Origin of the sequence: Streptomyces carpinensis (assembly GCF_002154505.1) — a bacterium.
GTDB lineage: Bacteria > Actinomycetota > Actinomycetes > Streptomycetales > Streptomycetaceae > Streptomyces > Streptomyces carpinensis.
This window is the reverse complement of the sequence record NZ_MUBM01000168.1, coordinates 1-19,829: the sequence shown is the minus strand read 5'-3', so window position 1 is coordinate 19,829 and position 19,829 is coordinate 1. Positions and strand designations below refer to the sequence as shown.

Here is a 19,829-nt window from a genome sequence, read left to right as displayed (position 1 = left end):
GCCCGGGTGCGACACGCGTCACAGATCAACTAGTGGAGCACGGCAACTGCGCGGCGGTCTTGGGCACTCAGCGGGATTCGGCCCGCACCCGCGTGGCCACCCACGCCCCCGCCAACGCCACCCCCGCCATCGGCAGGAACACCGCCGCGAAGGCGGCCGGATGGGCGGCGGAGCCGGTCGCCGTCGTGTGGGCCACCGTGCCGCCGCCCAGCGCGGCGAACGCGGCGCCCCCCGCCGCCAGCAGGAGGACGTTGGCCAGGGCGTCGGAGATCTGCAGGGCCGCGGAGTTGGCGCCGGCCTCCTCCGGGGCGGACAGGCGCAGCAGCAGCACACTGGTGGAGGCGATGACCAGGCCCATGCCGAAGCAGCCGAAGCCCCAGGCGACGGCGACCGTCCAGACCGGCACGGCGTGGATCAGCACGCTGGGCGCAGTGACGATGGCCGCCGCCACCAGCAGCATCCCGAAGGTCATCAGCCGCTCGCGGTACGGCGCCGCGCGGGGCCGCGACTGCACCCAGGAGCCGAGCGCCCAGGTCCCGCCGCCCGCCGCCAGCGAGAAGCCGGCCAGCGTCGGCGAGAGCCCGCGCTGGGTGACGAGCATCAGCGGAACGAAGGACTCGGCGGCGATGAAGGAGCCCGCGGCGACCCCGCGCAGCAGCACCACGGACGGCAGTCCGCGCGCCGCCCGGTAGGTGCCGCGCGGCAGCAGCCCCCGCACGGCCGGCACCAGCAGCGCGACCCCCGCCGCTCCGGGGATCAGCGATGTCCACCGCAGGTCCTGTGCCGCATATTGCAGCAGCCCCGCGCCGAACGAGATGCCGAGGGCGAGCCGGGTGCGCCGCAGGTCGAAGGACTGCTCAACACCCTCGTCGGTGCCCTCCCCCACCGGGCCCGACGCCTGCTGCCGTATCTGGGGCAGCGCCATCGCCAGCGGGAACACCACCAGCACCGGGATGCCGATGAACACCCAGCGCCAGCCCAGGTGCTCGGTCACCGCTCCCGAGGCGAGCGGGCCGACGATCGACGGGACCACCCAGGCCGCCGCGAACGCCGCCATGATCGCCGGACGCAGCCGCTCCGGGTAGGCCCGTCCCACGACGACGTACAGGGCGACGATCACCAGCCCGCCGCCGAGCCCCTGCACGGCCCTGCCGGCGATGAACACCCACATCGTCGCGGCCGTCCCGGCCAGCAGCAGCCCCGCCGCGAACGCGCCGATCCCGGCGGTCAGCGCGCCCAGCGGACCGCGCCGGTCGGACCACTGCCCGGCGAGCACCATCCCGAACAGGCTCGTCGTGAAGTACCCCGAGAACGCGAACGCGTACAGCGACACCCCGTGCAACTCACGGGCCGCGACCGGCATCGCCGTAGCCACGGCGGTCGCCTCGAACGCGATCAGCAGCACGACGGAGACGATCCCGACGCTGAGCGAACGGTAGGCCCGGCTGAGCACGCTGTCGGTCGCCGCGTCGGTCGCCACACGTGCCGGTGCGTCCCGAGGACCGGTTCCGGGACCGGGTCTGTCGATGCCGTCAGGGGTCTCGGCGACGCCGGTGTCGCGCGGTTCGAGGGCGGTCATGGTCGCCAGGGTAAGGTCCGCAGGCGGTTCTTGCCCCTGTCGGGAGTCGGCCCCGGAATGGGACCTTGGTCGTACGACCTCCACCCCTCCTCCTCTCCCCGTCCTCCTTTTCGCCGTCGTCCTTTCATGAACGGCGTATGGCAGTCGCGTTGCAGCGCGCGCCGTTTCCTTGAGTCACCGCTTCCGCACGGCCTACGGTCGACGCACCGAGTTCGGAACGGACCGCCCAGCGGTTCACCGACACGGCCGTGTGCCCGAGTGGCCCAGGGACTCGCCTGCAAAGCGAGGTACGCGGGTTCAATTCCCGCCACGGCCTCTACCTGCCTTGACCAGGCAAAAGGAAGGGGCGGCACTCCCCCGTGGGGTGCCGCCCTTCCTGTCCTCCGTCTCAGTGACCGTCTCAGTTGGCTGGTACGAGGGCGCCGGCCGCACCGTCGTCGTCACCGTCCGGCCGATCCGTCTCGGGTTTCCAGATCAGACCGTCCACCTGCCTCGCGAACCCGTCCGCACGGCGTCCACCATGTGTTGGTAGCAAGCGGCCACGGCGGTGGTCGTCCCCTGAGCCTCGCCTCCGCGGGTAGGGACTTCCACTCGGCCCAGTCCCTGCGGTGGGACGGGCTGCGGCCGTGTTGGTCGAGGAACACCTTACGTTGCCCCACCCCCTTCTCTGACTTGCGGACGAGGCATCTAGTCGCAAGCTAGGAATGGGGTTCCATCAGGAGGAGGGGTGGAATGAGTCGGGCGACAGTCAAGATATTTCGCGAATCAGGGTCGGGTGCGATATTTCGTGCAGTGAAGGTGGAACTAGATGGAACTGTGCGGGGGCGAGTAAGGCAAGGGCGGGAACTCACGTTGGATGTTCCGCCAGGGCATCATTCGGTGCGGTGCAGCATGGATTGGACTGGCAGTCAGATCATCGATCTCGATGTGCCTACAGGCGGTTCCGTCTCCCTGACCTGTCGGGTACGCGACCCCGACGGCTTCACCGATATGTTCAAATTGTTGACTGTCCGCAAACACGACGCCATCGAGTTGCGGCGCAACTGAGCGCGTTACACATGTCACAGCTCCCGGAACGGCGGCACCAGTTCCGGGTACTGCCCTTCCGGCTGCCCCTCAGTTGGCCGGTACGAGGACGCCGGCCGCGCCGTCGCCGTCATCGCCCGTTCGGTCAGCCTCGGTCTTCCAGATCAGACCGTCGACTTGTCGCGCGATGTCGGCCCGTACGGCGTCGACCATATGCTGATAGCGCGTGGCCCATGGCCGTAGTCGACCACCCTATGAGCCCCATGACAGCCCTTTCGGGAACACCGAGGAGCAGCAGCACCGTGGCGGCAGTGTGGCGGGCATCGTGCAGACGCCCGTAACCCAGGCCGAGGCTCGGAAGCTGGGCATTCCCGTGGGCAGCGCTGTGTTCCTGCTCGACAAGACCAGCGTTTCGACCGATGGCGACGTCGTCGAGTACTCACACGTGGTACTTGCCGGTGAGCGGACAGAGGTGCGCTACTCCGTGCCGCTGGAGAGATGGGCGTGGTGAGCCGGATCGTCTCGGTCGTCAAGCCGGTTCACGAGGCGGCGTTGACCTTCCTGCCTGAGGCTTTCGCCTCTCTCCGTGCCCAGGAACTGCCGGACGGGTGGGAGTGGGAATGGCTGGTCCAGGTCGACGGCGGTAATGCGGCGGACGTGCCTGCCGGCGTAAGTGAGGACTCCCGCGTCAAAGTGAGCGACAACCGGCGCGGCGGCCCCGGAGTGGCACGGACTCTGGCTTGGGACCGCAGTCGAGGCGAGCTGGTGAAGGTCCTCGACTCCGACGACATCCTCCCCGCGGGTGCTCTCGCCCGAGACATTGCGATCATGGAGGCACATCCGACCGTTGGTTGGACTGTCTGCCGGGCAGACGACCTCATGCCGGACGGCTCACTCCAGCACAACACGCTCGGCGATCCCGAGCCGGGTCTGCTTGCACTAGGCGAGCTGTATGCCTACTGGGCAACCACTCACCGACCCGGGGTTCACCCCGCAACGCTCTGCATCCGCGAAAGCCTGCTCGCCGAAGCCGGCGGATGGATGGCCCTACCCGCGTCCGAGGACACCGCTCTCTTGCTGGCCCTCGATGTGATGGCTGACGGCTGGTTCATCGGCGAGACTGGCCTCCACTACCGCAAACACGCAGCGCAGACGACCGCCCATCCTGACCACCGTGCCGGCGACGAGTGGGATGCCCTGATTGGAGCAATCCGCAAGCGCGTGAATGCCCTTGCCGTTCGGCATCCGCCCGCATGAGAGTCAGATCCCCTGGCATCGTTGCCGTGGGGCTTCCGTTCGCTGCTCTCAGAACGCACCCGGCGCCCGGCAGCCGCCTCAGACGGCTTCCCTGCTTGAGCTAGCGCTCGTGTTGCCGCCGGGGTCCGTGGGTCTCGTCCCCGCCGGCCTGCGACTCCCCCTGGCCGAGGAGTAGGAGGGCGTCAGCCATGTCCAGGCCGGCAACATGGCGCAGGGGAACGGATGCGAGCCGGCAGCTGGCCTCGTGGCGGCCACGTGCCCCGCGCAGCCGCTGCCACATACGCGGGTAAACGACGCCACACCCGGGGCAGGCATCTGCCTCTCCGGCGCCTCCCACGCGGGAGCTAATTCCGAGCATTGGCGGTGGCGGGCTACCGACCGGGCTCTGGTGCAGTAGCGGTGGCGGTGGCGGGCTCAGGCGAAGTGGCGGTGGCACGCCCCGCCCAAGAGGTCCCAACGGCCCGAACTCGGCCGCGGCTTCTGCCTGACGCCAACCCTGGATACTCAGCAGCGGGCCGTCCGTCGCGTTGCCCAGATGTACGGCGGATCCGGGGCCTATCTCCATCTGGTGAATCCGCTGGCCCTGCACGAAGGTGCCGTTCGTGCTGCCGAGGTCTTCGATGACCCAACGACGGCCGTCCCAGCTGATCGTGGCGTGACGCGAGGACACCCTGGCGTCACCCAACACGATGTCCCCCTGCGGGTCACGTCCGAGCGTGTACGACCTGGACGCATCGAGCGTCCAGGTCCGTCCGTTCAATACCAGTACGAGTTCCGGCGCGCCATGGCCCACATTAGGAGTCGGGTTGGGGAGAGTGTGCGGCTCCTCCTGGGCATGGGGGTCACTCATCAGCAGCTCACCTCTGTCCGTTGGAAGTATTGGCAGCACGGGAAGCACGGGCGGCCTGGCGCAGGCGTCGACGCCGCTGCCAGGCCCTCAGGACAAGGTCGCCGCGCTCCAGCAGTGTCCAGGCAGCCTCCATCGCAACGGCGAGGAGGACGGCGGCGAAGGCCGTCCAGCGCCAACCGGCGTGCGTGCCGCCGGCAGGCGGTGCCAGGACCAGCGCGACGCCCAAGCCGAGCGTGATGAGGCCTGCCGTGTAGCTCGCATCGGCCAGGGCAGTGGTGCGCTGCCAGCGAGCGATGTCCACCGCGTGCTGGCGCGCGTAGCGCTCGCGCTGCTCGGCCGGCAGGGCGCCGCCGTGCAGCTGCTCCACGTCGGTCATCGAGTAAAGGTAAGGACGCGCGCGGAAGCCCCACTGCACGCATGAGACGAGCAGGATGGCGGCGAGCGTCACCAGCAACAGGGCCGGTCCGGGCCACCGGAACTTGTCCTCGTCCGCGGTGACGACGCCGATCAGTCCCACGCCACCGCTTGCCAGTAGAGGGGCTGCGACGGTGGTCACGGCGTCGTTGGCGCGCGCGTACCGGCCAGCGAGGAGTGCACTGCGCGCCTCCTGCTGCTCGCTCACGGCCGCCCCCCCCCTCGAGGCCACATGATAGCGAAGGCGTAGTGAGTCACATGGTCAAGTTGCGGCGCAATAAACCTCGTTGGCCAGGCGGCAGGGAGCGTCAGTGTCGCGGTGTCTGTGTCACCGAGGCCGAGCGGGTCCCGCAGGTCGGAAGAGGACGCGGTAGAACTTTCCCTACTCCATCAAGGCCCGCGCACGGCGCGGGCGCGCCCGGCGGCGCGCTGCGTGCATGCGGGCAGAGGTAGGGAAACCCTCTGTGGCTGGGGCGGTCGGCTCCACGGCTTTAGAAGTCGTTTCTAATGGCTTGGTCTCGTCGTCTTGAGCAGTACTTGCCAGGTTGGGCCTCCGATTCCAGGGCGACAACGGAATCATGAGGTGAGCCCACGGATGGGGAGTGTCACACGAGCCTGGCAGGCTGCTGACCATGACGGATACCCTCATCGAGACTCAGAGGCCAAGGCGCCGCATCACGGATCAGGCAGAGGCTCTTGCAGCGCTTGAGCGCGCCATCCCGAACTTGGTCGACTTCCGCCGATCGGCGCCGGCCGTACTCGACTGGGCTCTGGTCGAGGAGAGCCTGGGCACCACGCCGATCTGACCTGCTGTCACCCCTCCCCGCATTTCGGGGAAACCTCAGGCAGTGACGGTTCTTCATCGTTGCGGAACGACGTCGTCATGCGGTGCGCGCACAGGGGCGGACTGACGCCCAAGGAACAGCACAAGCGGGAGCGGGTGCGCCTGGACGCGGTCGACCGCTTCGCTCGTGGGGATAAGGCCGAAGCCGTCGCGCGGGGTCTGCGGGTGACGGCTTCGGGTCACGGTGTCAGTGCAAGTCGGGGCCCTTTGGCGCGGACCGGCACTCGCGGGTCGATCGATCTCGTCAGTGGCCGTGGCCGCCGGCGTGGTCACCATCGTCGTGGTCGCCATGGCCGACGATCGTCCACGGGCGCATCAGGTCGTCGTCTTCGTGTTCGAGAATGTGGCAGTGGTGGATGTACGTCGCCGGCAGCTCGGCGCCGCTGCCTGGAATCGACGCGATCGTCTCCGTGGGCGGGGTGAATTCCTGAATGATGATTCTGGTCACCATCTCCGCATTAGCCTTGACCGTGTCCTTGCGGGACCCTGCTTCGTCCGGGGTCGGCGGAATCGGTGGGCCGGTGAGGTAGTTCGCCAACAGTGGTCGGTCCTTCGGTTTGCGGTCGCCGTAAACCCACTTGTCGTAATCCGACTGGTAGCGGGCCGCGTCGATCGGCTGCCTGTTCAGCACCTGAAAGTCGACGAGGTGGACATGCATCGGGTGGGCGTCGTGGTTGGGGTTGATGTACTCCCAGATCTCGGTCGAGCCCGCCTTGATGAAGTCCTGGGACGGCTCCATGAATGGCACCGCGTTGAACGTCATGGTGCTGAAGAGCTTGTGCTGGTACACGACCCATTCTCGCCGACGGGTGTGCGGTTTCGGCTTGATGGGTGCGACCACCGGCAGCTTGAGTTTCTTGGGCCGTGTCGTATTGTCCCCGTCTCCGGACAGTGGCTTGGTGACCTGGAATTGCATGATTTCCGCGATTTCCGGTCCGCAGCCGGGGATGCCGGGGAAGTGGACCTGCGTTCCTGGGTAGTTCGTCAATGTGACGTTCGTACCCATGGGCATCCGACTGAAGTCAACGATCAAGTCGTACCGCTCGGCTGGACTGATCAGGAACTCGAGCATTTGCAACGGAGTGCGGAATCCGCTGTCGGTGCCGATCAGCCAGAACGGCAGTTGGGGCTCGGGAAGTACGTCTCTGGGGACGTCGAACCTCAGCCGCCAGAAACGCTCGTTCGAAGCGTTGAGAATGCGCAGCCGGTAGCGTCGCGGCTCGACGGCCAGGAAGGGGTATGCCTTCCCGTTGACGACCGGGGTGTCCTCGCCTTCCCTCTGGGTCATGGTGTAGGCGAGCGAGCCGTCCCGGTGGAAGGTCCGGTCCTGCAGGATGAGGGGGACCTCGAATTCGCCTCGCGGCAGCCCGAGCCGCTCGTCGGCGGGGTCACGAATGAGGTAGAGACCGGCGAGGCCCGCATAGACGTTGAGGCTGGTCATCCCCATGCCGTGATCGTGATACCAGAGCATGCACGAACGGTCGTGGTTGGTGTAGGCGTAGATCGCTTCGTTGGGTTTGACCCGGCTCGGGTCCAGGGTGCTGTAGGACTCGGCATGGAAGCCGTCCGGGCTGAACGACTGCAGCGGCATACCGTCGGACTGGGGTGCTGTGTAACCGCCGTGCTGGTGTACGACGTTCCACACGTTGATATTGGAGGGAAAGGGCGGTTTGCTCTTGTAGGGAGGTGGAGCGATCGGGGCGAGTTGGGGGTCCCCACTGCGAATCTTGTCGATCACGAACTGGAACATGTGGGTGGTCGGCAGCTCGTTGCGCCACTTGACGACCGTCGGGTGGTCATGGGTCGTGCTGATGGTCGGCCCGAGATAGCCCATGCCGATCGGCTTGTGAGGATCGTGCGGGTTCGTGGCCCAGTAACCCCACACAGGTGACGGCCCGAGATCCCGGTGGAAGCGCCACGATCCCTGCCGCATCGTGATCTCGTAGTAGTCGGCGCCCGGATAGACGGAACGATCCGGGATGGCCGTCATCGGCCTGGGCAATGGGTCGACGAACTTCTCCAGCGGAGGGGTGTTCGGCGTTCCCGCGGGGTCCTGGCACCCTGCCGGCGGGTGAGCCGTCGCCGCATACGTCCGGGCTCCCAGAACACCCTGGGGAAGCATGGCCGCAGCCCCCATGGCACTGGCAATGAGGAATTTCCTTCGCTCAATCATCGTCTCCAACCTTCCATCGCCTCAAGATCCGGTAATACAGGGCTGGCTCGGTAGGTTGCTGCAGCACGCCGGTCCGGGCCGGAAAAGCCACTCATCGAGCCGATCTCAGCAGCAAATCGGCATACATTGGTATTGGAATCTAACTATTACCACCAGTCTGAATATATGTAAGATCATTTCACCTACTGTGGCCTAACTCGTTCATTCCACCCCTGGTCGCTCTCTTCGAACGGCGAATTCCATTCCTCCATGAACCGGTATCTTGGCGTGCCATTCGCCAGCACCCGAATGGATCGAAAATCCCCTGAACATCCTTCTGGCGTGCCACATTCGGCTGCGCGGCGGATTGTGAGTCTAAGGTTTCGCGCTTCATCTCTGCGCCAATTCAATACTGCGGCCTTTCGGGATGCCAACAGAACCTGGTACCTCGGTCATGCGGGCCGCGAGGTACTTCACGTGGAACTCGTGGAGTTCGTCGGGCAGTAACGGTTCTTGATCGTTGCGGCACCACGTCGTCATGCGGTACGCGCACGGAGGCGGACTGACGCCCAAGTAACAGCAGAAGCGGGAGCGGGTGCGCCTGGAGGCGGTCGACCGCTTCGCTCGTGGGGATAAGACCGAAGCCGCCGCGCGGGATCTGCGAGTGACGGCGCGGTCGGTGCGGCGATGGGGGCGGGCGTGGAAGCAGGGCGGCGCGGACGCGTTGTGCTCGGCGGGGCCGGCGTCGGTGGAGCGGTTGAGCCCTGCGCAGTGGAAGCGGCTGGAGCGGGAGTTACGGCGCGGGCCGCTCGGGCACGGCTTTGACGACGAGTTTCAGGGCCGGACGCTGAAGCGGGTCAGGCTGCTGATCGGGCGGATGTTCCACGTCGGCTACAGGATCCAGGGCATGTGGAAGCTGCTGCGCCGGCACGGCTGGAGTGCCCAGATGCCCGTACGGCGGGTACCCGAGCGCGACGAGGAGGTGATCGAGGTGTGGAAGGCGGAGGTGTGGCCGCAGGTAAAAGGATCGCGGCCCACCTGGGTGCTCACATCTGCTTCGAGGAGGAGACCGGTCAGGGGCTGAGGCCGCCGAAGGGACGCACCTGGGCCCCGCACGGACAGCGGCCCGTGGTGCGGGTACGCGGCCGCAACCGCGGCCGGGTCAACATCGCCGGAGTGGCCTGCTACCGCGCCGGACACCAGTCCCATTTCTTCTTCAAGCTGCATGTCTGGCGCGGGCGTCGGGGCGAGCCGAAGACGTTCTCCTGGCGCCAGTACCGCGACCTGATCGTCATGACCCACGTGCAGCTCGGCACCCCGATGGTGTGGTGCTGGGACAATCTGAACGTGCACCTGGTCAAGGAACTCGCGGACTCCGCCGAGGAGCACAAGGACTGGTTACGCATCTTCCAGATGCCCTCCTATGCTCCGGAGTTGCACCCGGCAGAGGGGATCTGGTCGCTCCTCAAACGGCACCTGGCCGACTTCGCTGCGGCCGACCTCGCCCACCTGACCCGCGTGATCAAGCGGAAGTTGAAGAAGATCCAGTACCGACCCCACCTGATCGACGGCTGCCTCCCACCGACTGGCCTGATCATGGACTACGACGCGCCCAGATCATCGGACTCCACGAGTTCAACGTGAGTACTGCCGGCGCGGGCACGGCCAGACAGTCGCCGAACACCGAGGTGATCTGCCCGCCGTGATCGTGTCGGCCCGCCGCACGGCCGCCGCGAGCGTCACTGCCACTGCGAACTGGTTGCGATGGCTCGCAGTTGGGCCAGTGTCAGGATCGGCGTGGTACGGGTCGAGGGGGCGTTCTGGCTCGGTGCCTGCCACTGCATGATGGTGACGTAGAGCCCGTCAGGATGCAGTACGTTCACCGTCTCGTGCCCGGGGCCCGTTCCGGGTGGTGCCTGCCGGGACTGGATCAGGGTGCCGTCGGCCGATGGTGTCGTGCCGGCGAAGACGTGGCTGCGGATTGCGGTGGTGGAGGTCTGCCGGGAGACGTGCACCTCGAGCAGCGACTTGCCGTGGCCGTCGTCCACCCACAGCTGTCCGGACCGCTGGCCGCCAGGCGGGCTCGAATGCGTCAGGCCGCTCGGCAGCAACGCGGTCAGGGTGGCAAGGGCGCGGTCGGCGGGCAGTGTGCCGGTGAAAGTCGGCTTCGGGGTAGCGGATGCCGTGGCCGAGCCGGGTGTGGCCGAGGCCGCCGGACCGGCGAGCGTGTGGTCGGCTGTTCGCCCGTCGGATAGCAGTCCGGGAACGACCGTCGCGCCGAGCCCGACGAGCGCGAGTACGGCTGCTCCGCACACGCCGACGGCCGTGGCGCGGCGGCGGCGCCTGCGCCGGCCGTTGCGTACACCGGCCTGCAGAAGTGACGGGGTGTTGGGCGGCTCGAAGGTCAGGAGGGTGGTGCGGAGGGCTTCCGTGAAATCTTCTTCGATGGGCATGGTGGGTCACCGCGTTTCGGGGGTCGGTGATGAGGGCGGGGTAGGTGCCGCGCGGCACCGGGGTCAGGGGCTGATGAGCTCGGACAGGTCGTGTCCCAGAAGGTCCCGGATGCGGGCGAGCGCGCGCATGCTCTGGTTGCGTACCGCGCCCGGCCGGACCTGAAGGATCTCGGCGGTCTGCTCGACGCTGCGGTCCTCCCAGTAGCGCAGGAGCAGCACGGCCCGGTCCCGGGCGGAGAGCCGGCCGAGGGCGTCGAGCAACGTGACCCGCAGCGTGGCGTCGTGCTCGGTGACGGCACCGGAATCCGGCACGGTGTCGGTGGGCTGCTCGGAGCTGCTGCGCCGGCGGCGGTAGGACAGGTAGGTCCGTACGAGGACGGTGTGGGTGTAGGCCGCTGGGTCGTCTACCTGCGCGATCTTGCGCCAGTTGGCATACATCCGGCCCAGCGTGTCCTGCACCAGGTCCTCCGCGAGGTGCACATCACCGCTGGTGAGCACACACGCAGAGCGGAACAGAGGTGCGGATCGCGCGGCGGCGAACGCCATGAATTCCTCTTCGTACCGGCGCTTCATCCGAGATCCTGTTCGTCGTCCACACCCTGAAGACGCTGTGGCCACAGGGTTACGTCCCACCCGGAGAAGCAGAAATCTGGCCGCCTCAGGCAAACTTCCCTTCGGCGACGTTGACGTTGGGCCTGAGTAGGGTCGGGACTGGCACGTGACTGTCGCTCCGTTTCCAGTCCCCGCCGCTTCACGGGCGGCGCGGAGCCGGCACGGTTCCCTGGTCAGGCGTCCCTCGAAACGAGCCGCACCCGTCTCAGTTTCCGTCTCGTTCATCGCCGTACACAGCCGCACGGAGCAGTTCACGCTGCCCCGGCGGGCGCGGCGTTCGTACGGGACTGAACGGTGACGGACGCATCCGGATAGCGCTCTGACCAGCGGCGACAAACCTGCAAAGCGAGGTACGCGGGTTCAATTCCCGCCACGGCCTCTGACGCTTGACCAGGCAGAACGAAAGGGGCGGCACCCTGATGGGTGCCGCCCCTCTGGTCGTCCGTTTCGGTCGTCCGTTTCGGTCGTCCGTCGCACGTTTCCGATGCTGATGCCGGACGGCCATGGCCGTGGGCGACCACCCCACGCCGCCGCACGGCGGCGACGGTGCTGCCGGCGGGGGTGCCGTGCCTCCGCTACCGCACTGAGCGGGCCGCCGCCCTGGGTGACGTCCTCACCACCCGCGCCCGCCCCCAGTGAGGCGGCCCGGTGACGGATCGCCAGTCTGCTTGATCGAAACCGGATCGAGATTGATCGTTTCGAACATCTCAGGCCACGTACCCCTGCGGTTCCCTACGCTGTGGCCGATTGACTCATTCGCGTGCCCCGGCACGAGCTTCGAGGGGGGTCCATGGAACTCGACGCGTTCATGGAACTGGCCGGACCGACCATCAGCGCCGCGATGTCCGCCTACGGGGTCGCGGTACTGACTCAGGCGGAGGACGCGGCGGCGGGGGCAACCGTGAACCTGGGGAGGCGAATCCTCCAGCGCGTGTGGCATCACCGCGACGAGCCGCAGCGTGACGCCCTGGAGACGGACGTCCGCGAGGCGGCGGCGGAGAGCGAGAACGCCGATGCCCAGGCCGTGTTGCGGCAAGCCGTCAGGCGCACCCTCCGGGAGTACCCGGAGCTGTTGGAGGAGCTGGCCGAGCTGCTGCCGCGGCCGGAGCCGCAGTCGGTCAGCATCGAGGTGTCGGGCCAGGGCTCCGTGGTCAACACGGGCACCAACCATGGGACGATGAGCACCACCACAACGGTCCTCGGCGGGAACACCCGGTGACATCGGCACCGCTCGGTTTCAGCGGTGCCGGACAGATCATCAATCTCGGCACCAACAACGGCGTGATGAGCAGCACGGTCACGACGATCGTGCTGCCGGCCGAGGCGCTGCGATCGGCTGCCGACACAACGGCCGAGGAAGTCGTCTACCTGGACCAGCCGCCGACCCGCCGCTTCACCGGACGACAGCATGAACTCGCCGCGATCCGCGAGGTATTGAGTGCCCAGCGCGCCGGTCCGGGTGTATCTGCCGTGGTCGTCCACGGGCTGGGCGGGGTCGGCAAGAGCACACTGGCGCGGCAGTACACCCAGACCTTCCGCGAGACGTACGACCTGGTCTGGTGGATCGACGCCTCCTCTCCGGGGAAGATCGAGGAGGCCCTGGCAGGCATCGCTCGGCTCCTGAGCCCCGTCTGGGCCGGAACGGCGCAACAGCCCGAGCTCACCTCGTGGGCCCTCGCCTGGCTTCAGCGTCACACCAAATGGCTGCTGGTGTACGACAACGTCGAGGATCCCGCGCTCCTCAGGCCCTTCCTGGGCAGTCTCGGCGGCGGACACCACCTGATCACCAGCAGGCTGGCCGACGACTGGGACGACCTCGGCGCCGCCGAAGGCGCGCTGCTCCCACTCGGCGTTCTCCCACAGGGCGAGGCGGCGGACCTCCTGTGGTCCTGGGTGTCCGAATGGGATCCGTCCGACGAATCACGGTGGGAGACCGGGCAGTTGGCCCGGGAGCTCGACGGCCTCCCGCTCGCTCTGGACCAGGCAGGCGCCTACCTGAGACGGACCCGCACAACGGTCGCGGCCTACCGGGGCCGCCTCGGACTCCACTTGTCCAGAACCGCTGCGGGCCGGGACCCGCAACAGACCGTCGCCCGGATCTGGCAGGTGACCCTGACGGCGATCGCCGCCGACGACCCGTCGGCGGTCGAACTCCTCTACGCCCTGGCCTGGTTGAACCCGGACGAGTGCCCACGCGACCTGGTCACCCGACTGGCACCGGACGAGATCGCGGCCGACGACGCTCTGGGCGTCCTGCACGCCTACAGCATGATCACCTTCGCCTGGCGGGACGTACGCGTCCACCGCCTGGTCCAGAGCGTGCTTCGCGCCGACGCCATCACCGCCGCACAGCGCGCGCACCAGGGCGAGCCCGCGCCCGGCAGGCCCCGGGGGCGGCACGAGGCCGAGCAGGCACTGCTCCAGACGGTCTACCCGAGGGGAGCGGACCAAGCGCACGACGCCTCCGAACTCGCGCGCCTAGCCGGACAGGTGTGCGCGCTGGCGGCGACCGACCCGAAGGACTGCTACAGCACGCCGGTGTCCGCGCTCTACGCGAGCACCGCCGTGCACCTGGAAGGCCAGGGCCACACCGCCCGGACGCTGCCGTTGTACGAGGCGTACGGCGCTCAGATCGAGCGCGGATTCGGCCACGACCACCCGTACGCGCTGGTGGCCCGCTGCGCCGCGGCGCGGGTGTACGAGGTGGTGGGTCGCCTCGAGGACGCCGTCAAGGTCCTGGAACCGACCCTCGAGCAGAGCCTGCGGCTCCACGGCCCTGGACATCTCACCACCCTGAATCTCCGCCGCGGCCTCGCCTCCGCCTACCAGTCCGCTGGGAGACTGGAACGGGCCATCGACGAGTACGATACGGCCGCAGCCGCGAGCAGGGACGCCCTCGGCCCCGATCACCTCAGAACCCTGACCCTGCAAGGTGACCTGGCGGGCGCCTACGAGTCGGCCGGCCGCATCGACCAGGCGATCGGGATCTACGAGGACATCGTCCAGCGGGATGCCGACGCATCCGGCCACGAGGACCTGGTGCCCTCGCTGAAACTCAACGGGTTGCGGCTACGCAACAACCTCGCCGGGGCATACGAGAGCGCCGACCGCTTCCAGCAGGCCATAGCCCTGTACGAGGAGGTACTGGCCGGCTTCGAAGACGTCTGCGGCCCCGACCACCCGGACACCCTCAGTTGCCTGGGCAACCTCGGATACGCCTACGAGTCGGCCGGAGATCCGGGCAGGGCGCAGGAGGTGTACCAGGACGTCCTGAGACGGCGGGAGGAAGCTCTCGGCGAGGAACACCCCGACACCCTGCTGAGCCGCAGCAACCTCGCCTACCTCTGCTTGACGACGGGCGACATCCCGACCGGGCTCGACCTCTGCCGGACGACACTGGTGCAGCGCACGGGCGTCCTCGGCCCTGAACACCCTGACACCCTGGTCAGCCTCAGCATGCTCGCCTCGGCCCACGACGCAGCCGGGGAGCCGGAGCACGCGGTCACCCTCTTCGTGGAAACCCTCCGCCTGCGCCGGAAGGTGCTCGGCGATACTCACCCCGACACGCTGCGAAGCATGGTGAACCTCGCCGCCTGCTACTACAAGCTGGGGGACGCCGCCCGTGCTGTCCCCCTCCTCGAAACCGCGCTGGCCGAACAGGAACGGCTGCTCGGAGCCGAGAGCCGGGATGCCATGCTCAGCCGCAACAACCTCGCGGCAGCCTGCCGGGCGGCAGGTGACCTGGGACGGGCACACGCGCTGAGCACCACCGTCCTGGAGCAGCGCACACGGATCCTTGGCCCGGACCATCTGGACACCCTCAGCAGCCGCGCCGGCCTGGCCCGGGTGTACGAGGCGTCAGGCGAACTCGACCGAGCGGTCCCGCTGTATGAATCCACACTCACCCGTCTCACCGAGCTGGCCGGCGCAGACCATCCCGTCACCGGCGTGGTGGCAGGCCTCCTGGCGGAGGCGTTGCGCAAGAGGGAGGAGGACTGCCCGCAGCCGTGACGCGGGTCAGCCACCGGGACTGATACCACGAGGGCGCGGTCGGCCGCCGCGCCCTCGTGGTCTGTTCGCCCAGCCAGAGCCATGACGTACGCACCCAACGCGCTCGGTCGAGGCGGCAAGCCCGGCCGTCCAACGCTGTTCGACGCGACCGCCCGACACAGCGTCCGCGCATGGGGCTGAACGCCGATGAACGGTCGCGGATCACGCCTTGACCGGCTCGGACAAACCTGCAGGGCGAGGTGGGCGGGTTCGATTCCCGCCACGGCCTCCAAGGGTGCGGTGCAGCAGCCAGAGGCTGAAGGCGAGGGCGGAGACGTCCTCGTCGAACGGGTACAGCGCGGCCTCCGGCGCGCTCCAGTTCCACACCTCGCCCGTGGTGCCGTCGACCACGAGGCTGTTGCCGTCGGCGAAGTCGCCGAGGCGTATCAAGTGACGGGCTTGGGGCGGAAGTTCGACGGGTTGAGCAACGGACGGGTGCTCGTCGGCGTAGTACTCGGCGAGGGTGTGCAGGGGTACGTCGGTGTCCAGCTCGAAGAGGATGCCGTCCTCGGGCAGGCCCGTCTCGCGCAGGAAACGGCGGGTCGGCTCGTGCGTGAGCGCGGCGGGGAAGTCCACGTCCTCGAAGCGGACGACGCGGCCCCGGCCGAACTCCTCGTCCAGGAGACGGGCGGGAAGGCGCAGGGCCAGGCCCGGCTCCCGGGCCTCCTCGGCCAGAGTGACCGTCGCGGTGCAGGTCGTGCTCATCGTTCCCCCGTGTTTCCGAAGCCGTCGTGCCGACTGCGGAAAACACTACGACGCACCACTGACAACGCCCCGGGCCCCCGAGAACAGCGGTGACCGTCCGGCCGGCACACGGGCGGCGTCCCGCGCATCGACCGGCGACCGCCCCGCTCACCGACCGGCGCCGGCCTCGCTCACTGGCCGGTGACGACCGCCGCCTGCGGGCGGATCGGCAGGCGGTTGACCGGGCGGCCGGTGGCGGCCCGTACCGCGGAGGCGACGGCCGCCGGGGAGGTGACCACCGGGACCGCGCTGACCGCCTTCGCACCGAAGGGGGCCACCACGTCGCGCTCCTCGACCAGTTTCACGATCTGGATGTCCGGCGCGTCCAGAGCCGTGGGCAGGGCGTAACCCGTCAGGTCGGGGTGGCGGATCACGCCGCGCGGGGTGCGCAGGTTCTCCGTCAACGCGATACCGACGCCCTGGGTGACGCCCGCCTCGATGCGGGAGGCCAGCTGCGCCGGGTTGAGGACCCGGCCGACGTCCTGGGCCACCGCCAGCTCCACCACGCGGACCGAGCCCAGCTCGATGTCCACGTCCACCACCGCGCGCACCGCGCAGAAGGCCAGGCCCACGAAGGCGTCGCCCTGACCGGCCTCGTCCAGCGGCTCCGTGGGGTGCGGGCGGCACTGGGCCGTCGCCCACAGTTCCTTGCCGTCCATGGCCTCGGTGACCGTGGTCGACAGCACGCCGTCGTACGACGTGATCTTGCCGTCGGTGATCTGCAGCAGCTCGGTCGACATGCCGAACTTGTGTGCGAGGGGCTGGAGGAGCTGTGTGCGGACCATCTTCGCCGCGCGCTCCACGGCGCCGCCGGACACCCACGTGTGGCGGCCCCGGCAGCCCGCGCCGGCCGGGGGCTGGTCGGTGTCGACGGGGGCCACGTGCACCTCGTCGATGCCCAGCGTCTCCTGGACGATCTGCCGGGCGAGGGTCGTGAATCCCTGGCCGGTCTCGACGGCCGCGCACAGCACGGTCGCGACGCCGTTCTGGACCCTCACCGTGGCCGTGGAGACCTCGTCGGCGCCCTCGGCGCCGAGCATGTGCACCATGCCCAGGCCGTAGCCCACTCCGCGACGAACCGCACCGGGCTCGCCCGCGCCCTCGAGGCCGCCGGGCAGCAGCCACTCCTCCTCGGGGGTGTCCTTGGGCAGCGCTGGCAGCGGGTGGTCCCGTACGGCCTGGAGCAGTTCGGCGACCGGGGCCGGGCACGTCACCGTCTGGCCGGTGGGCAGTACGTCACCGGTGGCCAGCACGTTGCGCAGGCGCAGCTCCGCCGGGTCGACACCGAGCTTCTTGGCCAGCTTGTCCATCTGCGCCTCGTAGGCGGCGCACACCTGCATGGCGCCCTCGCCCCGCACATGGCCCGACGGCGGGTTGTTGGTGCGTACGGCCCAGCCCTCGATGAAGGCGTTCGGGACGACGTACGGGCCGCAGGCGAAGGACACGGCGGCGGCCAGCGCCTCGCCGGAGGTGTCGGCGTAGGCGCCCGCGTCCAGCAGGATCTGCGCCTCCACCTTCACCAAGCGGCCCTCGGCGTCGGCGTGGTGGCGGTAGCGCAGGAGGGTCGGGTGGCGGTGCGCGTGGCCCAGGAAGGACTCCTCGCGGGTCGCCGTCAGCTTCACCGGGCAGCCGGTGCGCAGCGCCAGCAGGCCCAGCGGGAGCTGGAAGCCCTGGTCCTCGCGGTCGGCCGTGGCGCCGGGGACACCGGTGACGACGATCTTCACGCGCTCGGGCTCCAGGCCGTAGCAGGCGGCGAGCGCGTCACGGTCGGCGTGCGGGTCGGTGGAGCCCAGGTACAGCTCCACACCGCCGTCCGGGCGGGGTACGGCGAGGCCGGCCTCCGCGCCGATGGGAGCGGGGTCCTGGCGGCCGATGCGGTACAGGCCCTCGACGACGACCTCGCCGACCGCGTCCGGGTCGCCGTGGCGCAGTGGGATGTGCCGGACCAGGTTGCCGTCGGGGTGCAGCGGCTCGGCCTCGAAGGCCTGCTCGGGATCGGTCACGGGGTCGAGTACCTCGTACTCGACGATGACGGCGGCGGCGGCCATCCGCGCGGTGTCCGGGTGGTCGGCGGCGACGGCCGCGATGGGCTCACCGTGGTGGCGCACGACGTCGGAGGCGAAGACGGGGCGGTCGGCCGTGCCGCGACCGTACAGCGGGCGGCCGGGGACGTCCTCGTGGGTGACGACGGCCCGTACGCCGGGCATCTCGCGCGCGTGGCGGGTGTCGATGGAGACGATGCGCGCGTGCGGGTGCGGCGAGCGCAGCACGGCCGCCCACAGCAGCCCCTCGGCCCACAGGTCAGCCGCGTACGGGAAGGTGCCCTCCGTCTTGGCGCGGGCGTCGGCGGGCGACAGCGAGGAGCCGATTCCGTGCGGCAGCGACTCGGGCGCGGTGGCGGTCTCCGTGGCGGCAGCGGTGGCGGCTTCGTCGCTCACGCCTGGCCTCCGTCCTGGCCGTAGGGGTCGTGCGGTTCGTGATGCCCGTGCGCTTCCGGCGAGTCGAAGGCCGAGGGGTGGATCCCGCCGGCACCGGGGGCCGCCTGGTGCGGGATACGCGGCTCCTCGGCGTCCGTCTCACCGCCGTCGGCGGTGGTGGTGTGCTCCGCGGCGGCGTGCGCCTCGCGCTCGGCGACGACCTCCTCGACCGCCCGCAGGACGCCCTTGTAGCCGGAGCAGCGGCACAGGTTTCCGCACAGGGCCTGGCGGGTCTCCAGTTCGGTGGGGGCGGGGTTGCCCTCCAGCAGGTCGTGCACGGTCATCGCCATGCCGGGCACGCAGAAGCCGCACTGCACCGCCCCGCAGCGCGCGAGCGCCCGCTGCACGTCCGAGGGCTGTCCGTCCACGGCCAGGCCCTCGACGGTACGGACCTCGCTGCCGGCCGCGGTGACCGCGGGCACCAGGCAGGAGGCCACGAGGCGGCCGTCGACCTGCACGTTGCAGGCACCGCACTCGCCCTGCGAACAGCCGTCCTTGGCGCCCGCCAGACCGAGCCGCTCACGCAGCACGTACAGCAGCGACTCGCCGATCCAGGCGTCGGTGACGGGCCGGTCGACGCCGTTGACGCGCAACACGTAGGAGGCGAGCGGGTGCTCGTCCTGCGGCGGTGCCGGAGGCGGGCCCTCCGGGGCGGCAGCCTCCTGGTGCGCGGCACCCGGTTCGCCTTCCGCGGCCGTGGAGTTCGAGGCCGTGACGGGCTCTTCGGCGGCCTGACGCGCGTCGGCGGGGTCCTCGGCCGGGTCCGGGGCCGCGGGGCGCTCAGCGGCGCCCTCGGCGGGCTCCACGGGCCCTTGGACACCCTCTCCGTCCGCCTTGTCCGCCCCGGCAGCGGGCCGCGTGACCTCGGCGGCGAGCTCCGGCACGGTCTCGGCGTCCTGTACGGCGCCGGGTTGTGCCTGTCGCGGTGCCGATGAGGTGGTGGCGGCGTGGCCGGGCGCACCGTCCGGGTCCGGTGCCCCGCCGGTGTCCGTGCGGGACACCGCGGAGGCGCCGGACTCGGGTCCGGGGTGCTCCGGGCGCCCGGGGTGCTCCGACTGCCCGGGGTGATCGGGATGCCGAGGGTGTTCGAGGTGGCCGGAGTGCCTCGGGTGCTCTGGGTGCAGGCTCGCGTGCGGGCCCGCCGCCGGCTGCCCGGGCGCGTGCGCGGTCTCCGCCGCCGGTGCCGTCGGCGCCTCCGGGCGGGGTTGGGCCGCCGGTGCCTCGGGGTGCGGGTCGGCCGTCCGGGGCTCGGCCCCGTACGGGTGCGCGGCGGGCTCGCCGTCGTACGCACCGCGCGCGGGGTCCTGCTCCGGGCGCGACCACGGCTGCCCGATCGCCTCCGTCGCCCACGGGGCGGGGGCGCCACCGGGG

14 protein-coding genes, 1 tRNA gene and 4 pseudogenes are annotated in these 19,829 nt (G+C 69.5%); 8 read left to right on the top strand and 11 right to left on the bottom strand.

The window, feature by feature from the left end; translation table 11 throughout:
• Positions 1–67: 67 nt before the first annotated feature.
• Entirely contained in the window at positions 68–1,579 is a 1,512-nt protein-coding gene (locus tag BZY54_RS22520) for an MFS transporter (RefSeq protein WP_086727142.1), read from the bottom strand.
• A 244-nt stretch (positions 1,580–1,823) separates the two neighbouring features.
• Between BZY54_RS22520 and BZY54_RS22515 the strand changes: the two genes are divergently transcribed.
• Positions 1,824–1,895 (top strand) — tRNA-Cys (locus tag BZY54_RS22515).
• An 84-nt stretch (positions 1,896–1,979) separates the two neighbouring features.
• Here BZY54_RS22515 and BZY54_RS53435 read toward each other — a convergent pair.
• A pseudogene (locus BZY54_RS53435) lies at positions 1,980–2,223 on the bottom strand (site-specific integrase); the annotation flags it as partial.
• 472 nt (positions 2,224–2,695) lie between these two features.
• Positions 2,696–2,942: pseudogene (locus tag BZY54_RS53430) on the bottom strand (tyrosine-type recombinase/integrase); the annotation flags it as partial.
• Here BZY54_RS53430 and BZY54_RS55095 point away from each other — a divergent pair.
• Complete coding sequence (locus tag BZY54_RS55095; RefSeq protein ID WP_341868698.1) at positions 2,919–3,116, top strand: UTRA domain-containing protein; 198 nt, start codon at positions 2,919–2,921, stop codon at positions 3,114–3,116. The pseudogene BZY54_RS53430 and the gene BZY54_RS55095 sit on opposite strands and share 24 nt — an antisense overlap.
• Positions 3,104–3,862, top strand: coding sequence for a glycosyltransferase family 2 protein (locus tag BZY54_RS22500; protein ID WP_425276300.1), 759 nt, complete (start codon positions 3,104–3,106; stop codon positions 3,860–3,862). The genes BZY54_RS55095 and BZY54_RS22500 overlap by 13 nt, the downstream gene beginning before the upstream one ends.
• A 501-nt stretch (positions 3,863–4,363) precedes the next feature.
• Here BZY54_RS22500 and BZY54_RS22495 read toward each other — a convergent pair.
• A pseudogene (locus BZY54_RS22495) lies at positions 4,364–4,655 on the bottom strand (FHA domain-containing protein); the annotation flags it as partial.
• Between the two features lie 64 nt (positions 4,656–4,719).
• Positions 4,720–5,334: a hypothetical protein gene (locus BZY54_RS22490; protein ID WP_143668093.1), complete on the bottom strand. Its 615-nt coding sequence runs from the start codon at positions 5,332–5,334 to the stop codon at positions 4,720–4,722.
• 424 nt (positions 5,335–5,758) lie between these two features.
• Between BZY54_RS22490 and BZY54_RS50965 the strand changes: the two genes are divergently transcribed.
• A complete protein-coding gene (locus BZY54_RS50965) occupies positions 5,759–5,932 on the top strand; it encodes a hypothetical protein (protein WP_158103896.1) in 174 nt (57 codons plus the stop codon).
• A 77-nt stretch (positions 5,933–6,009) separates the two neighbouring features.
• Positions 6,010–6,144 (top strand): annotated as a pseudogene (locus tag BZY54_RS55490) (IS630 family transposase); the annotation flags it as partial.
• 70 nt (positions 6,145–6,214) lie between these two features.
• Here the strand turns inward: BZY54_RS55490 and BZY54_RS22480 are convergent.
• Positions 6,215–8,143 carry a multicopper oxidase family protein gene (locus tag BZY54_RS22480; RefSeq protein WP_244217282.1) on the bottom strand — a complete coding sequence of 643 codons (1,929 nt, stop codon included), beginning with the start codon at positions 8,141–8,143 and terminating at the stop codon, positions 6,215–6,217.
• Between the two features lie 574 nt (positions 8,144–8,717).
• Here BZY54_RS22480 and BZY54_RS55485 point away from each other — a divergent pair.
• Positions 8,718–9,766 (top strand): IS630 family transposase gene (locus BZY54_RS55485; RefSeq protein ID WP_425276299.1). Its coding sequence is split into 2 segments (ribosomal slippage): positions 8,718–9,165 and positions 9,165–9,766, totalling 1,050 coding nucleotides; the frame shifts between segments, so codons are not numbered across the junction.
• A 95-nt stretch (positions 9,767–9,861) separates the two neighbouring features.
• Here the strand turns inward: BZY54_RS55485 and BZY54_RS22465 are convergent.
• Entirely contained in the window at positions 9,862–10,575 is a 714-nt protein-coding gene (locus BZY54_RS22465) for a hypothetical protein (RefSeq protein ID WP_086727136.1), read from the bottom strand.
• Between the two features lie 63 nt (positions 10,576–10,638).
• A complete protein-coding gene (locus BZY54_RS22460; RefSeq protein WP_086727135.1) occupies positions 10,639–11,148 on the bottom strand; it encodes a SigE family RNA polymerase sigma factor in 510 nt (169 codons plus the stop codon).
• Positions 11,149–11,977: 829 nt separating this feature from the next.
• Between BZY54_RS22460 and BZY54_RS22455 the strand changes: the two genes are divergently transcribed.
• Complete coding sequence (locus BZY54_RS22455) at positions 11,978–12,406, top strand: hypothetical protein (RefSeq protein WP_208640724.1); 429 nt, start codon at positions 11,978–11,980, stop codon at positions 12,404–12,406.
• A complete protein-coding gene (locus tag BZY54_RS22450; protein ID WP_086727134.1) occupies positions 12,403–15,198 on the top strand; it encodes a tetratricopeptide repeat protein in 2,796 nt (931 codons plus the stop codon). The genes BZY54_RS22455 and BZY54_RS22450 overlap by 4 nt, the downstream gene beginning before the upstream one ends.
• 201 nt (positions 15,199–15,399) lie before the next feature.
• On the opposite strand, the gene BZY54_RS22445 is transcribed toward BZY54_RS22450, so the two are convergent.
• From BZY54_RS22445 to BZY54_RS22435, 3 genes are all read right to left on the bottom strand, one after another.
• Positions 15,400–15,942, bottom strand: coding sequence for an SUKH-4 family immunity protein (locus BZY54_RS22445; protein ID WP_086727133.1), 543 nt, complete (start codon positions 15,940–15,942; stop codon positions 15,400–15,402).
• Between the two features lie 170 nt (positions 15,943–16,112).
• Entirely contained in the window at positions 16,113–18,419 is a 2,307-nt protein-coding gene (locus tag BZY54_RS22440) for a xanthine dehydrogenase family protein molybdopterin-binding subunit (RefSeq protein ID WP_086727132.1), read from the bottom strand.
• Positions 18,416–19,829, bottom strand: a 1,414-nt coding sequence (locus tag BZY54_RS22435) for a 2Fe-2S iron-sulfur cluster-binding protein (protein ID WP_244217281.1), incomplete at its 5' end; no start/stop codon positions are given. The genes BZY54_RS22440 and BZY54_RS22435, both read right to left, overlap by 4 nt.

Excerpts from the sequence above, each read along its gene's own strand:
- BZY54_RS22520 (WP_086727142.1), bottom strand. The coding sequence starts at position 1,579 with ATGACCGCCCTCGAACCGCGCGACACCGGCGTCGCCGAGACCCCTGAC.
- BZY54_RS22500 (WP_425276300.1), top strand. The coding sequence starts at position 3,104 with ATGGGCGTGGTGAGCCGGATCGTCTCGGTCGTCAAGCCGGTTCACGAG.
- BZY54_RS50965 (WP_158103896.1), top strand. The coding sequence starts at position 5,759 with ATGACGGATACCCTCATCGAGACTCAGAGGCCAAGGCGCCGCATCACG.
- BZY54_RS22480 (WP_244217282.1), bottom strand. The coding sequence starts at position 8,143 with ATGATTGAGCGAAGGAAATTCCTCATTGCCAGTGCCATGGGGGCTGCG.
- BZY54_RS22465 (WP_086727136.1), bottom strand. The coding sequence starts at position 10,575 with ATGCCCATCGAAGAAGATTTCACGGAAGCCCTCCGCACCACCCTCCTG.
- BZY54_RS22460 (WP_086727135.1), bottom strand. The coding sequence starts at position 11,148 with ATGAAGCGCCGGTACGAAGAGGAATTCATGGCGTTCGCCGCCGCGCGA.
- BZY54_RS22455 (WP_208640724.1), top strand. The coding sequence starts at position 11,978 with ATGGAACTCGACGCGTTCATGGAACTGGCCGGACCGACCATCAGCGCC.
- BZY54_RS22445 (WP_086727133.1), bottom strand. The coding sequence starts at position 15,942 with ATGAGCACGACCTGCACCGCGACGGTCACTCTGGCCGAGGAGGCCCGG.